Consider the following 15,332-nt stretch of genomic DNA (forward strand, 5'->3'; position numbering starts at 1 on the left):
TTGGGGCTATAGCTCAGCTGGGAGAGCGCAACACTGGCAGTGTTGAGGTCAGCGGTTCGATCCCGCTTAGCTCCACCAAATACGAAAAAGGCCGCACTCTTTCGAGTGCGGCCTTTTTCGTATTTGGCAGAACTGCCTGTGATCGAGGCTTAGCTCCGGTTCACAAGGAGCCGCTTGCGGCGACGCAGAGCGCCGAAGGCGACCCCGAAGGGGTGAGCGAGCAGGGCTCGCGAATCATCCCGCGCAGATGAGCGTGAATTACCCAGCGAGGCTAAAAAGTGCGGCCTTTTCTGTTTCTGCTGAATTATTACTGGCCAGATTTGTGGGGGCTGTTTCCCCGTTGTCCTGCTGGTCACAGATTTTTCCGGAAAGCAGCCTCTTGTAGCTGAATTACGGATGATCGCGGAGAGGCTTTGAGGTAGAATTTTCTGCTTGCTTGCATAGACGTGCATCACATTTCCGAAATGTCGTATGTGAGCGCAGAGAAGGATCTCTTTGCAGGAATTTTCCCTTGACCGGGAGCCGCCTTGGGGGCCTGTTGGCGGTGATGTAATAAGAATCCAATAGATCAAATTCAATGTATCCAACCTTCCAGCGTAACCCGTGGCAGATCCAGCGAGATGTGATCCGCGCGCTCCTTATTCGCGAGATGAAGACCCGCTTTGGCAAGTGGCGTCTTGGCTACGCGTGGGTGCTGCTGGAGCCGGCGATGCATATCATGCTGCTCGCGGTCATCTTCAGTTTTGCCGGCGGGGAGTTTTATCCTGGTATACCCACCATGCTGTTCATGCTGGCGGGTATCGCCCCATTTATTGTTTTCAGCGAGTGCTTCAATAAGGGCTTGGCTGCGGTGGAGTCCAATCGCGGGTTGTTCAATTACCGGCAGTTGCGTCCGTTTGATGCGGTGCTGAGCCGGGTGCTGCTGGAATTCGCTATCTACCTGTTTAGCCTAGTGGCGCTGCTGGGCATCCTGGCTTGGTTTGGGGTAACCGCCCGTTTCAATGATTTCTTGCTGCTGGTGGTGGTCAACCTGCTGTTCTTCGGGTTTTGCCTGGGTATCAGTCTCACCATGTGCATTGTGGGCACTAAATTTCCCGAAGTGGCCAAGTTTGCGCCCATGATTGTGCGCCCGCTGTACTTTATCTCCGGTGTTTTCTTTTCGCTTGAGCAGGTGCCCCAGGAGTATCACGGCTACCTGTCCTGGAATCCCCTGCTGCATATGATTGAGCTCACACGTGAAGGGCTGTTCGCCAGCTATCACGGCATGTTTGCCAATTTGCCGTACCTGGCAACGAGTTCGTTGGTAATGCTGGCCTTTGGCTTGCTGGTCTACCGCAGCCAGTGGCGCGACCTGGTGCGCAGCCAATGATCGAATTGCGCAATCTCACCAAATCATTCCGTACGCCAGCGGGCCGCAAGGTGCTGTTCCGTGACGTAAATGCGGTATTTCCCGAGGGAAAAAATATCGGAATCCTTGGGCGCAATGGTGCGGGCAAGACAACACTTTTACGGATTATGGGCGGGATCGATTATCCGGATTCCGGCAGGGTGATCACCGATCAGCGCATTTCCTGGCCCATGGGGCTGTCCGGCGGTTTCCAGGGGAGTATGACCGGTCGTGAGAATGCGGCCTTTATCTGTGGCATTCATGGGATCTGGGGCAGCGCCAAGCGCAAGGTGCTGGATCGCGTGCAGGAATTTGCCGAAATCGGCAATTATTTCGATGCGCCGGTAAAGAGCTATTCCTCCGGTATGCGCTCGCGCCTCGCGTTTGGGTTGAGCATCTCAGTGGATTTCGACTATTACCTAGTGGATGAGGTGATGTCGGTGGGCGATGCGCACTTCAAGCACAAGTGCGAAAAAATCATCAATGAAAAGCGCAAAACCGCGAACTTCATCATTGTGGCGCACAGCATGTCCACTTTAAGAAAGAATTGCGATGTTGGCATTTACCTTGGGCCGGCAGGTCTGCAGATATACGACACCGTTAACGAGGCCATAGACCAGTATGAGCAGGGGCTGCCCAAGCCGGCGCAGCAGGGGCCCAATAAAGCAGTAACGGGTGCATAAAAGAAAGCATTATGGAAATTGTGGAAAAACCTCCCGCAGCTGAGCGCGAAGCGGCTGCTGAAAAAAAAGCGGCACTGACGGCTAGCCGGATCCTGGGCAAGCTATCATCTGCGAGTGCAGGTGCCGCCCCGGTGAAGCTGAAGCGCTGGCGTGGCCCCTTGCTGGCTATCCTGCTGCCGTTGTTGCTGGTCAGTGGTTACTACCTGTTCTGGGTATCTGACCGCTACGTGAGTTCTGCACAGATTATTGTGAAAGACAGCAGCAGCAATGCGGGCGTATCTTCCTCGCTGAGCTTTCTTGTGCCGGGTGCAGGTGCGGACACTCAGGATGCGTTCCTGGTAGTGAACTATATCCAGTCGCTGGACATGGCACTGTACCTCGACAGCGAACTGGGGTTAGCGGATTACTACAAAAGCGGGAGCTACGACATGTTTTCCCGCCTCGCCGCGGATGCTTCCCAGGAAGACTATCTCGAGTACTATCGCAGTCATATTGCCGTTGGGCATGATGAAACCACAGGGATCATCACCATTGAGATGCAGGCGTTCGAGCCGGAGTTTGCCCGCCAACTGGTAGAAACCGTTATCCGCAAGTCGGAAGACTTCGTCAATGCCATCAGTAACCAGCTTGCGGACAAACAGGTTGCCTTTGTGCGTAGCGAACTTGAGCTTGCCCAAGGGAAGTTGCGCACCAGTAAGCAACAGATTCTGGACTTCCAGAACAGCAATAATGTGGTGAGCCCGGAAGAACTCACCAAGGGTATCAGCGCCATTATTCAGGGGCTGGAGGCCAAGTTGGCGGAGCAGCGTGCCAAGCTGACCGCCGCCAAGACCTACCTGCACTCCGACTCATCACAGGTCATATCGCTGCAGTCAGAAATCAAATCACTGGAGCAGCAGATTGAGTCGGAAAAAGTCCGCCTGGTTGGCGTATCCAAGGACGACGGTGAAGAACGACTGAACAGTCTGAATGCGCACTTTCAGAACCTGCAGCTGAACCTGCAGTTCGCGATGGATGCCTACCAGGCCTCACTTACTGCACTGGAAACTGCGCGGATGGAGGCTTCCGGCAAGCTCAAACACCTCATGGTAATCGGTCAGCCCTCCCTGGCGGAGGATGCGGAGTACCCACACAAGCTGTATAACCTGGCGAGCCTGGCGGTGATCCTGCTGCTCATCTACGGCATTGGCAAAATGCTTGTGGCCAGTATCCGCGACCACCGTGTGTAACTGGGGGCTAATAACAACATGATGACCAGAGAAGTTATGGGAAAGCAGTTCGCTATTAAACAATGGATACTGGGGATGCTGGTGTCGATCGGCCTGTGCTCCGGCGCGCTCGCGCTCGATACGCAGCAGCTGAGTAAAGAACAGCGCGCGGTTGCTGAAGGCGATCACTTGCCGGTGTTTGGTCAATCCCTGTTCAAGGGGGCCTTTAAAGACCAGCCTTTCCGCGGATTTAACGGTGGCTACCGGGTAACCGTGGGCGACCAGATCGCGCTGCAGCTGTGGGGGGCCTACAGCTTCAATGCGGTACTCACCGTGGATGCCCAGGGGAACATCTTCATTCCGGAGGTGGGGCCGGTACATGTGGCCGGGGTTGAGAACGGAAGCCTCAATGAGTTTGTGCTCCGCCATGTAAAGCGCGTATTCAAGAGCAACGTACAGGCTTACGCCAACCTGGAAGCCAGTCAGCCGGTAAAGGTATTTGTGACCGGCTATGTAGAGAGTCCGGGGCTGTACCCGGGGTTTTCTTCCGATTCGGTGTTGTATTACCTCGATAGTGCAGGCGGTATCAGCCGTGAGAGCGGCAGCTTTATTGATATCAAGGTGCTGCGCCAGGGCAAGGAAGTGCAGCAGGTCAACCTGTACAGCTTCCTGGTAAATGGCCGTATGCCGGCGCTGCAATTGCGCAACGGCGACTCCATCGTCGTCGGCCCGCGCCAGGGCTATATCAGTGTGGAAGGCGCGGTGCAGGAAGCAGGGCAGATCGAATTTACCGGGCCAACTACGCAGTTGGGTGAAATGCTGATGGTGGCAAAGCCTGATCCCCAGGCAAATTTCGCCCGCATCACCCAAATTATCGATAGCCAGCAGCGGGCCAGCTATATGCCGCTCGAAGAAGCGCTGTTAACACCGCTCTATCCCGGTGCTCATGTAGAGCTGGTGAGCGACAGTGAAATCAGCAGTATCTCTGTGCGGGTCAATGGTGAAATCGAAGGCCCTGCGGCCTATGTGTTGCCCTACGGCGCCACCCTGCAGGACCTGCTGGATCGAATTCGCTACCGCGACAATGCCGATCCTTTCGCGCTGCAACTGTACCGCAAGAGCGTAGCGAAGAAACAGAAAATCGCACTGGAGCGCTCGCTGGATGCGCTGGAAATGGAGGCGCTTACCCGCCAGCCCGCAACGGCAGCGGAAAATGCCTCGATCAAAGATACGGCGACGATGATCCAGAACTTCATTACCAAAGCGCGCAATGCCAAGCCCCGTGGCCAGGTGGTGCTGGCCAACAACGCCAGGGCTGGTGAAATGCTACTGGAAGACGGCGATGAACTGGTCGTGCCCCTGCGCGCGTCTACGGTTTCTGTTGTTGGTGAAGTTATTTTCCCAACGTCACTGGTGTTTGACGCGCGCAATACCCTGGAAGATTACATCGAAATGGCCGGTGGCTTTTCCAACAATGCGGATACCGATGAGCTGGTGATTCTGCACCTGGATGGCACCATCAATCGCATCAAGAAAAGCAAGTTCGATAATCGCCTGAAAGATGTGCTGCGCCCGGGCGATGAGATCATGGTGATGCCAAAAATTCAGGCGAGTGAGCTTCAGGTCACGAAAGATGTAACTGAAATTCTTTACCGTATCGCAGTAGGGACTGCGGCTGTACTGTCTTTCTGATTGGAAACACTGAAGTGGCCCGGGTTACTGGGCCACTGATAAAAAGATCGTGAAATTGTGGCAAGAGGCTTTGGGGTTTGAGATTGGCCCCAAAATTGCTGCAAAGTATTCGGGCAACTTTACATAATTGTACTTGGGGGATTGAATGAAAACAGGGAATGCGTCACGAAAGGGAATTATTTTGGCCGGCGGCTCCGGCACACGCCTGTACCCGCTGACCAAAGGCGTCAGCAAGCAGCTGATGGCGGTGTACGACAAGCCAATGATTTACTACCCGCTTACAACCCTGATGATGGCAGGTATCCGCGATATCCTGATTATCACCACGCCGGAAGAGCAGCATCTGTTCCAGAAATTACTAGAAGACGGCAGCCAGTGGGGCATCAATCTCTCCTATGCCGTGCAGCCGTCGCCTGACGGCCTGGCCCAGGCGTTTATCATTGGGCGCGAGCACGTGGGTAATAACCCGAGCGCCCTGGTTCTGGGTGACAATATCTACTACGCAGAGCGTTTCAGCGAGGTGCTGAAAAACGCTGATCGGCGTACCGAAGGCGCTACTGTATTTGGCTACCATGTGGCGGATCCGCGTGCGTACGGTGTGGCCGAGTTTGACAGCACCGGCAAAGTCATCAGCATTGAAGAGAAGCCGGCCCAGCCAAAATCCAACTACGCGGTTACCGGCCTGTACTTCTACGACAACCAGGTATGCGACCTGGCGCGGGAGATCAAGCCCAGCCCGCGCGGTGAGTTGGAGATCACCGACCTTAACCGAATGTACCTGGAGCAGGGCCTGCTCAATGTCGAGCTGATGGGCCGGGGTGCCGCATGGCTGGATACCGGCACCCACGATAACCTGCTGGAAGCTGCACAGTTTGTGCAGACTATCGAGCGTCGCCAGGGCCTGAAAATCGCCTGCCCGGAGGAAGTTGCCTTCCGCAAAGGGTTCATCGATGCCGAGGCCCTGGAAAAACAGGCGCAGCCATTAATCAAAAGCGGTTACGGCGAATACCTGATGCAGATACTCGCTGAGTCCAAAACCGATCATGTTTTTTCGCGCTAAAAAGCAGGTTCAATATTTGTAGGAGCCTGTTGCGACTGCGCTGGATAGCGGTGTGCCGCCCAGCCGAAATGCAGATTTTGCAGGGCGCAAGAATCTGCCAGGCGGGAAAGAGATAGTTATGAAAGTAATCGAAACCAAAATCCCCGATGTAAAAGTCATCGAACCCAAAGTCTTCGGCGATGAGCGCGGATTCTTCCTGGAAACCTTCCGCCAGGATTTCTTCAGCCGCGAGTGTGCCGAGCGCACCTTTGTGCAGGACAACCACAGCAAATCCAGCCAGGGTATTCTGCGCGGCCTGCATTACCAGACCCAGAGCACCCAGGGCAAACTGGTACGCGTCACTGCCGGTGAAGTATTTGACGTGGCGGTGGACATGCGCAAAAGCTCCCCGACCTTCGGGCAGTGGGTGGGCGTGTTTTTGAGCGAAGAGAACAAGCGCCAGCTTTGGGTGCCGGAAGGCTTTGCCCATGGGTTCTACGTGACAAGCGAATCCGCCGAGTTTGTATACAAGTGCACCGATTACTACGCACCGGAGCACGAGCATTCGTTGCGCTGGGACGACCCGGAAGTGGGTATTGAGTGGCCACTGGTAAACGGCGAGCAGCCCAAGCTCTCCGCCAAAGATGCCGAGGGCAAGCTCCTCAAAGACGCGGTCACGTTCGACTAATACTCCGTCATCCCGGACTTGATCCGGGATCCAGGAGAGAGGCTTCCGTCATCCCGGGCTTGATCCGGTATCCACAAATAAAAAACTAGTTATTCCGGGGTTTGCCGGGATCCAGAAAAAATTATGAAAGTCTTAGTAACCGGAAAAAACGGCCAGCTCGGTAAGCAGCTACAAAAGCAGGCACCTGCAGATATCACTGTTATCGCCCATGGCCGTGAAACCTTGAATATTGCGGATAAAGCGCAAGTATTTTCTGTACTTGAGCAAGTCCGGCCAGACGTGGTGATCAATGCTGCGGCCTACACAGCGGTAGATAAAGCCGAATCTGATATCGAGCAGGCCCACGCCATCAACGCCCGCGGACCAGAAAACCTGGCCCTCGCCTGCCGCGAGCTGGGTATCCGTTTGATCCACGTATCCACTGACTTCGTGTTCGATGGAAAAAAGTCACAGCCGTACCAGCCACAAGACGTACGTAAACCGCTTGGTGTTTATGGCGAGAGTAAAGCCCGGGGGGAAGAGGCCATTGAGGCGATCCTGCCGGAAGCTGTCATTGTACGCACGGCCTGGGTCTATGATCGCGAAGGTGGCAACTTCGTCACCACCATGCTGCGCCTGATGAACGAGCGCGACGTACTGGGCGTGGTAGCAGACCAGATCGGCACGCCAACTTGGGCCGGAACTCTGGCAAAAAGCCTCTATGCATTGGCCACCAGCCGGGAAGCAAAGGGCGTTTTCCACTGCACTGATGCCGGTGCGGCAAGCTGGTACGATTTTGCTGTGGCCATCTATGAAGAAGGCAAAGCGGCTGGCCTTCTGCCACAGGATAAAGCACTTAAAGTTAATCCTATTGCCACCAGTGATTATCCAACGCCGGCATCCCGCCCATCCTACAGTGTGCTGGACAAGACACGTCTGGTAGCAGAAGCGGGTGTATCGCTCGGGCACTGGCGAAAAGTTCTGCGCTCCGTCCTCGCAAGTTAAATTCCTTTGATTCCAGCGGCAACCGGAATCAAGCCAAAGACTTAAAACATCGTCATTCCGGCGCACGCCGGAATCCAGACCAATGGAACTGAAAACAATGAGTAACTTACTGGTAACCGGCGGAGCCGGCTTCATCGGCGCTAACTTTGTCCACTACTGGATGACGACCTACCCGCAAGACAAAGTGGTCGTGCTGGATGCGCTGACCTACGCCGGTAATAAAGCCAACCTGGATCCGGTAGCGGAAAATGCCAATTTTGTATTCTGCCACGGCAACATCTGTGACACGGATCTGGTGGAGACGCTGCTGAAAGAGCATCGCATCGATACGCTGGTGCATTTTGCGGCAGAGAGCCATGTAGACCGCTCGATTACCGGGCCGGATGCATTTATCGAAACCAATATCATCGGTACCCACAGCCTGCTCAAGGCGGCTAAGAAGGTCTGGTTGGATGAGGGACTCAATAAAGAGAACCACCGCTTCCACCATGTTTCCACCGATGAGGTTTACGGAACACTTGGGCCGAATGACCCTGCGTTCAGCGAGACCACGCCGTACGCGCCAAACAGTCCTTACTCTGCGAGCAAGGCGGCTTCAGACCACCTGGTGCGTGCATACCATCATACGTATGGCCTGAATGTAACCACCAGTAATTGCTCTAATAACTACGGGCCATACCACTTCCCGGAAAAACTGATTCCGCTGGTGATTACCAACATCCTGCATGATAAGCCGCTACCGATTTATGGAGACGGCCAACAGATTCGCGATTGGCTCTATGTAGAGGATCACGCGCGTGGCATTGATCTGGTTATCAAGAAAGGTCGCCTTGGAGAATGCTACAACATCGGTGGTATCAATGAATGGGCCAATATCGATATCGTCAAGTTGATCTGCGGTCTGATGGATAAAGCATTCAAAGAAAACCCCCAGCTTGCAGAGCGTTATCCGCTTGCAGCTAACGCAAGGCAGGGTAAATCGGCGAAATTGATTACCTATGTAAAAGATCGAGCTGGCCACGACCGTCGCTACGCGATTGATCCCACCAAGTCAAATAAGGAGCTTGAGTATCAGCCGGCTGAAACCTTTGATAGCGGTATTGCCAAAACCGTACAGTGGTTTCTTGAGAATGAAAATTGGTGGGCATCTGTGATGGATGGTAGCTACCAAGATTGGGTAAAAAAACAATACGAAATCTGAAATACAGGGGTACCTAAAGTGGGGACTAAGATCACTCCAGTGATTATGGCTGGCGGCACGGGGAGCCGCCTTTGGCCGGCATCTAGGCAGTTAATGCCAAAGCAGTTTTTGAGTTTACTGGGTGAGCACTCAATGCTTGCAGAGACTCTATCTCGCATTGAAGGGATGGACTCAACTGACCCGATAATTATCTGTAATGAGGAGCATCGTTTCCTTGCTGCTGAAACAATGCGGCAATGTGGGAACGAAAATGCTCGCATCATTTTGGAGCCTGTAGGTCGTAACACTGCACCAGCAATTGCGCTGGCGGCACTTACTGCTGGGCCTGATGCCATGTTACTGGTGCTTGCTGCCGATCATGTGATCGCGGATCACGAGGCTTTTCGTCACGCGGTGGCGGCGGCTACAGAAAATGCTACAAGGAATAGCTTGGTCGCCTTTGGGGTTGTACCGCGGTCGGCACATACCGGTTACGGTTACATCAAGGCTGAGTCAATTCACGGGCCTTCAGCCATCAAGCAGTTTGTTGAAAAGCCCGATAAAGAGACTGCTGAACAATATCTCGCTAGCGGCGAATACTTCTGGAACAGTGGTATGTTTATGTTCCGCGCCGAGACCTACTTGCAAGAATTAGAGCGTTATAGGCCAGAGCTACTGAAGTCTTGCCACGCAGCTATGGAAGGTGCCAGCAATGACATGTGTTTTATCCGTCCAGAGCCGAATCACTTCCGCGCCTGTGCAGAGGATTCGATCGACTATGCAGTAATGGAACATACAGATAAGGCTGTAGTTGTTCCTATGGATGCCCGCTGGAGCGATGTGGGGTGTTGGGCAAGCATTTGGGATATCAGTCCTAAAGATGATCAGGATAATGTTTTTAGGGGTGATGTTATCGCCCACGATGCAAAAGGTTGTTACATCGATGCGGGGCAAAAGCTCGTAGCTGCAGTAGGCTTGGATAATATAGTTATCGTTCAGACGAAGGATGCTTTGTTAGTAGCCAATCGCGATAGAGTCCAGGATATCAAATCAGTTGTAAATCGGCTCAAGAAAGAAGATCGATCTGAATACCTGCATGACCGAGAAGTGTATCGGCCATGGGGGAAATACGATTCGATCGATTTCGGTTCCCGTGACCAGGTAAAGCGTATCACCGTGAATCCAGGTGCCAAGTTATCTGTACAGATGCATCATCACCGTGCTGAGCATTGGATTGTGGTATCTGGTACCGCAAAGGTCACCGTAGGAGAGAAGACATTTTTGGTGTCTGAGAATGAGTCGACCTTTATCCCTATCGGGGTAGTACATGCGCTCGAGAACCCCGGGCGGATTCCGTTGGAAATGATCGAAGTGCAAACGGGATCTTACTTGGGTGAGGATGATATTGTTCGATTTGAAGATAAGTACGGCAGGGTTTGACCATGGGCAAAGCAGTAAATATGTTTGGGTTTTTTAATAAAGGCCGTGGATACGACGAGGAAGCTTCGATCTACATTGATAAAGAATATATCGAAGCCCAGGTAGGAAGTGAGTTTTCCAGTAAACAAGCTGCTAAAGAGTACTTCTTTGAAAAAGGTTGGCGGGACGGTGTAGATCCCTGTGCTGTATTTTCGACTGAGTTTTACATGCTCGAAAATCCGGATGTGAAGGAGGTTGGCCTAAATCCCCTGGATCATTACCTGAAATTTGGGTATAGGGAGAACCGACGTCCACATTATTTGTTTGATGTGGAATATTATCAGAGTAAATATGGGGTCATGGAGGGGGTTAATCCGCTTGAGCACTATATTTTGTCGGATGAGCGGGGTAGCCCATCTCCATATTTTAACGAGAAATTTTATCGGGAAGTGAATGATGTCCCAGCGGGCGTTTGCGGGCTAGAGCATTTTTTGAAAGCCGGTGGCTGCGGGAAAACTCACCCGCTTATTGAATGCCTAACTGTTCGTAATGAATTGAGCGAAGAGGAGGTCTTTACTCCCTATAAATACTTCTCTTATTGTGGTACGAGTCTATTTTCGCCTGAGTACTATGATACTTCCATCCCGGGTGCGAGAGCTATTGGGTTATTGCGCCATTATGATCTGTTTGGAAAGGCGGAAGGGAGATTTACCGATAAAGATGTCTTTGCCGCTCTGGCTGAGAAAACTGTAGACTATGAGTTGGCTGACTATGATTCGGCGATCGAAGCGTTGTCAGATACCCTGCGAAAGAAGAAAGGCATCGTAGATCCCCAGGATCCCCAGTTTTCAGTAGTGATTGTAAACTGGAATAAATCGGGAATGACTATCCAGTGTGTGGCTCAGATATTAAGTAGCTCAGAAGTTCCTTGTGAAATTGTGGTAGTCGATAACGGAAGTCTGGATGAAGAGTTTGCCAAACTGGCGACTTTGCGCGGCTTGCCTAATCTGAAACTCGTGAGGCTGGAAGTCAACCGCTATTTTGGAGAGGCAAATAATATCGGCGCGGAAGAAACCGCTAGTGACATTGTCTGCTTCCTGAATAATGACGCCTTTGTAACACGAGGCTGGGAAAAGCCATTGTTGGGAGCCATTAATGACGAGAATTACGTCGCGAGCTCACCAAAATTCCTGTTTCCGGATGGGCGCCTGCAGGAGGCTGGAGGCCAAATCAATTCTTGCGGGCAGAATGTACAGTTCGGCAAGGGCCTTGATCCCAATAATAAGCAGTTCAATTTTGATACCGATGTGAGTCATGCTTCGGCAGCGTGCTTGTTCATGAAAAAGCAAGTGTTTGCTCGGTTGGGCGGTTTTGACTTGCGATACGAGCCCGCCTATTACGAAGATGCAGATTTGTCTGCAAAGCTGGCTGCCATTGGTGGTTGTATCCGCTATAAGCCCGAATCAACCGTATATCACGTTGAAAATGCCACGTCCAAAGATCCTCGCATTGGTTTCGACTTTGGTGGGTTGATCAATACTAACCGCATGAAATTTGTCGAGAAGTGGGGTGACTACTTAAGGGGAGAAGGTACAGTGGAGGTGCCGGATAGCTCTTCATACATTATGGAGTCCCCTTTGCTCGACAAGCCAGGCGCTCAGGACAGTATTGCGGTTGTTTTTTCTCCTTATGACTTAACTCCCGGAGGCGGCGAGCGCTACATTCTGTCTATAGCGGCTACGCTCTCGGAGCAGCATATCACTTACTTCGTAACGCCCACTCGCTATAGCTATTATCGGCTGGCAACTATGGGGGCCGCGCTTGGCGTGAATGTAGAAGGTATACGGTTGCTTGAGCAGCGAAAGCTCAACACTTTGCCGCACGTGGATGTGTTCGTGGCCATGAGCAATGAATTGTCACCGGCAATACGGGCTATCGGTCGTAAGAAAAATATATACCATTGTCAATTCCCGTTCCCTATGTCTTCCTGGCATGTGACACACTGCCTAGAAAATGTTGAAGAGTACGATACAGTTATTGTGAACTCTGAGTTTACTCGCAAGAACTACATTCGAGAGGCAAAGAAATACTCGGTTAAAATTCCAGCAGTAGAAGTTCTTTCACCACCAGTAGAGACTAACAAAGAGGCTGTGGAGAAAGATTGGTCCGCTGATGAAATTCAGATAATGAATGTCGGGCGGTATATTGCTGGCGGGCATTGCAAGAAACAGCTTGAATTGATTGAAGCTTTCCGTTGCTTGGTGGATAGAGCCGCAGCGGCAGGGCTGAAGCAGAAGTTCAGGTTGAGTTTTGTTGGTTCACTTGCATCATCTGAAGTTGACCGGGAATATTTTGCGCGTTTGAAAGAGACAGCAACAGGTTTGCCGGTTGATTTTTATGTCAATGCGCCACTTTCGCAGCTTCGGGAGCTATATAGAAGAGCACACTTTTATTGGCACGGTACCGGTATCAACGAGTCGGTAGATCGTAAACCGGAGTTGTTTGAACACTTTGGAATTACTCCAGTTGAAGCGATGTCATTCGGTGCAATTCCTGTGGTTTGGAAGGACGGAGGGCCAGCTGAAGTTTTGCAGTCTTTCCCTCACCTTAGAGCTAAGTCAATAAGTGAGTTTGCAGGAGTGACCATGGAGGTTCTTAATAATCCTTACTCTTTGTCAGAGGATGTTAAGTCTTTGGCCGCAACTTATGATTCTGAGTGTTTTTCGAACCATATTCTTGAGGCATTATTATAGTGAAGCTCATACTGCATGCTGGGCCTGAGAAAACAGGTACGAGTGCTGTTCAAGCGTCTCTCTTTTCGATTAGAGACAAGCTGTTGTCCAAAGGCATTTTGTACCCAGATGTATGCCTGTGGGGAGATAAGTCTCACCACAGGCTTGCGTTTTCTATGTTCGAAATAGATGCATGGGGAGAGCGTGAGTTATTTGGTGACCTTTTGGCGCGGCTCGAAAATGAGATTATAGCTAGTCGCTGTGAAACAGTTATACTAAGTAGCGAATTGCTAAAAAAGGCATTTAGTTGTGGGAATTTCTCTAAGTTTTCTAATTTCGTAGAAAAGCTCTTCAGTGATGTAATTGTTGTTTTGGTTTTTCGTGAGCAAGTGAGTTGGCTCGCATCGGTGTACAACCAAATGGTTAAGGATCCGGTAACGAAATGCGGTTTAACATTTTCGGAGTTTGTGAAGGAAGAGGATAACGTGGATGCCATGGACTATTATTCCATAGCATCTGGTTGGCGCAGTGTTCCATTTGTATCTAGAGTGCTTGCGTTGAATTATGCAGAGGCAAAAAATGATGTAGCTCCATTTTTCTTTTCCAGTATCGGCTTTTCTTCTGAGCTAGTTGAATCGGTTTCTGTGGTTTCTCCTGAAGTTGTCAATCAATCACTGGATAGGCCTCATTTGGATCTGATTAGATTTTTTAATCGTTTCGAAATGCCTGCTGATGAGCGGCACCGGTTGAATAGAGAGATTGTTTCATTGGTTGACTCAGATTTTAACTATTTGGCCCCTGAGAGGTCGATAATTAAATCTGGAGATGTTGAGTTTATTCGTGAGCATTGTTTACGGAGTAATCAGGCATTAAAGGACGAATTTGGTGTTATGTTGGTGTTGCCTGATTCAGCGTTGTATCATCCTGACGATTTGTATTCGGGGGTGAACGTGAGGATGTTGGCGAAGTTGTTTGTTTCTTCGGTTCGATCTTTTAGGTCTGGTCAGGATGTTTCATAGAGTGCGATCCTGAGCGTTACAGTGAAGTTTGAGGCTCAGCTTAATTTCTATTGAGCTTTTCGTTACGTGTGGATTGCTCAGGTGGTGTTTGATGTGATGGAAGTTTTCGATGCGTCTGAAGTTATTCGAAAGTCAGTAAAGAATCCTGTGAAGCGTTTTCCTGCTCGTTATGATCATAGGTGTCAGAGGGTTGGAGAGCTGGTTAAGGATGAGTTGGAGTTACTCGTTCCTCGAATGGAGGGCGCTATGCCAATTCAACCTGGCTCAAAGGTTTTTACTATAGGCTCTTGTTTTGCAAGAAGTGTCGAAAAAGCGCTGTCTGAGATTGGTGATTTTTTATTGCCCACAAGAAAATTTTCCACTCCAAACACGGAAAGTCCTAATGCTCCGAATGATCTACTGAACGAGTATAATCCAGGGTCAATGGCGCAGCGAATTGGTCGTGCTATGGATGGCTTAGGTTGCTCTACGAGCGCGATAGCTGGACAGGGGGAAGAGTGTATTGATTTGCTCTTACCGGGAGGTAGTGTAGTAACGTATGACCGGCTAATGGAGCGGCGAGCAGAGATTGATGCGATTTACTCTGAATTACCAACTTCTGATACGTTAATTTTAACTCTAGGTTTGATTGAGTCTTGGTTTGATGTCGAAGATGGTTTATATCTTAACCGTATGCCGCCTTTTCCTGTTGTAGAAAAGAATCCTGGGCGTTTCAAGTTTGTTCGATTTGATGTTGACAGTAGTTACGAGTTGTTGGGCGAGGCTATCTCAAGAGTTGAAGAGTCTGAAGTTTCAAATCTTTTTATTACTGTCTCCCCTGTCCCTTTGCAGACGACTTTTTTTGGGGGGGATGCAATTATTTCAAACTCATACTCAAAGTCAGTCTTGAGGGTTTGTGCTGAGAGGTTGGTTCGGGATTTTGCATTTGTTTCTTATTTTCCTAGTTTTGAAATTGTGAGTAGTGGTGGATTGTCTAGTTTTGTTGATGACAATGTACATGTAAAGGATTGTGTTGTTGCTCATATTATGCGGGGGTTTCTAACGAAACCGAACGTTTTTCCTTAGCCAGCTCTGTTTAGTGGTTGATTTTTAGCTGGGAAGGTGTGTCGGCGCGAAACCTTGAATGCATCGGGAGTTGAGCGCATTGTTTCCAATTTATATGAGTTGTAAGTGTATTTGTATGCGCATTTAGGTCGATATACTGTCGGTGAGTTTCGCCGCTGGCTTAATCGACGCCAAAGTTTTGACTTGGTTCCACTTCAGGGGTGTAGTCCTACATCTGGAGCTTGGAAATGCACTAG

12 protein-coding genes and 1 tRNA gene are annotated in these 15,332 nt (G+C 50.7%); all 13 read left to right on the plus strand.

Going from position 1 to position 15,332, the window contains the following annotated elements; genetic code table 11:
- Nucleotides 1–2: 2 nt before the first annotated feature.
- Nucleotides 3–78, plus strand: a tRNA-Ala gene (locus ACNKU7_RS04350).
- Nucleotides 79–577: 499 nt separating this feature from the next.
- On the plus strand, nucleotides 578–1,369 hold the full coding sequence (locus ACNKU7_RS04355) for an ABC transporter permease (RefSeq protein ID WP_418295744.1): 792 nt from the start codon (nucleotides 578–580) through the stop codon (nucleotides 1,367–1,369).
- The gene (locus tag ACNKU7_RS04360; protein WP_418295745.1) at nucleotides 1,366–2,070 is read left to right on the plus strand and encodes an ABC transporter ATP-binding protein; all 705 of its coding nucleotides are present in this window, start codon (nucleotides 1,366–1,368) and stop codon (nucleotides 2,068–2,070) included. The genes ACNKU7_RS04355 and ACNKU7_RS04360 overlap by 4 nt, the downstream gene beginning before the upstream one ends.
- An 11-nt stretch (nucleotides 2,071–2,081) precedes the next feature.
- On the plus strand, nucleotides 2,082–3,299 hold the full coding sequence (locus ACNKU7_RS04365) for a KpsE/RkpR family capsule polysaccharide export protein (protein ID WP_418295746.1): 1,218 nt from the start codon (nucleotides 2,082–2,084) through the stop codon (nucleotides 3,297–3,299).
- A gap of 36 nt (nucleotides 3,300–3,335) precedes the next feature.
- Entirely contained in the window at nucleotides 3,336–4,970 is a 1,635-nt protein-coding gene (locus tag ACNKU7_RS04370; RefSeq protein ID WP_418295747.1) for a polysaccharide biosynthesis/export family protein, read from the plus strand.
- A 145-nt stretch (nucleotides 4,971–5,115) separates the two neighbouring features.
- A complete protein-coding gene (gene rfbA / locus ACNKU7_RS04375; RefSeq protein WP_418295748.1) occupies nucleotides 5,116–6,030 on the plus strand; it encodes a glucose-1-phosphate thymidylyltransferase RfbA in 915 nt (304 codons plus the stop codon).
- A gap of 118 nt (nucleotides 6,031–6,148) precedes the next feature.
- The gene (gene rfbC / locus ACNKU7_RS04380) at nucleotides 6,149–6,697 is read left to right on the plus strand and encodes a dTDP-4-dehydrorhamnose 3,5-epimerase (RefSeq protein ID WP_418295749.1); all 549 of its coding nucleotides are present in this window, start codon (nucleotides 6,149–6,151) and stop codon (nucleotides 6,695–6,697) included.
- 123 nt (nucleotides 6,698–6,820) lie between these two features.
- Complete coding sequence (gene rfbD / locus ACNKU7_RS04385; protein WP_418295750.1) at nucleotides 6,821–7,681, plus strand: dTDP-4-dehydrorhamnose reductase; 861 nt, start codon at nucleotides 6,821–6,823, stop codon at nucleotides 7,679–7,681.
- A gap of 82 nt (nucleotides 7,682–7,763) precedes the next feature.
- Nucleotides 7,764–8,882, plus strand: coding sequence for a dTDP-glucose 4,6-dehydratase (rfbB, locus tag ACNKU7_RS04390; protein ID WP_418295751.1), 1,119 nt, complete (start codon nucleotides 7,764–7,766; stop codon nucleotides 8,880–8,882).
- A gap of 18 nt (nucleotides 8,883–8,900) precedes the next feature.
- Nucleotides 8,901–10,301: a mannose-1-phosphate guanylyltransferase/mannose-6-phosphate isomerase gene (locus ACNKU7_RS04395; RefSeq protein ID WP_418295752.1), complete on the plus strand. Its 1,401-nt coding sequence runs from the start codon at nucleotides 8,901–8,903 to the stop codon at nucleotides 10,299–10,301.
- A 2-nt stretch (nucleotides 10,302–10,303) separates the two neighbouring features.
- On the plus strand, nucleotides 10,304–13,033 hold the full coding sequence (locus ACNKU7_RS04400) for a glycosyltransferase (protein WP_418295753.1): 2,730 nt from the start codon (nucleotides 10,304–10,306) through the stop codon (nucleotides 13,031–13,033).
- Nucleotides 13,033–14,031, plus strand: a complete 999-nt coding sequence (locus tag ACNKU7_RS04405) for a hypothetical protein (protein WP_418295754.1) — start codon at nucleotides 13,033–13,035, stop codon at nucleotides 14,029–14,031. Before ACNKU7_RS04400 ends, ACNKU7_RS04405 begins: the two co-directional genes overlap by 1 nt.
- A gap of 66 nt (nucleotides 14,032–14,097) precedes the next feature.
- Nucleotides 14,098–15,096 (plus strand): GSCFA domain-containing protein, encoded by a 999-nt coding sequence (locus tag ACNKU7_RS04410; RefSeq protein WP_418295755.1) that lies wholly within the window; start codon nucleotides 14,098–14,100, stop codon nucleotides 15,094–15,096.
- Nucleotides 15,097–15,332: the final 236 nt, after the last annotated feature.

The organism is Microbulbifer weihaiensis, from assembly GCF_048323715.1.
Taxonomy (GTDB): domain Bacteria; phylum Pseudomonadota; class Gammaproteobacteria; order Pseudomonadales; family Cellvibrionaceae; genus Microbulbifer.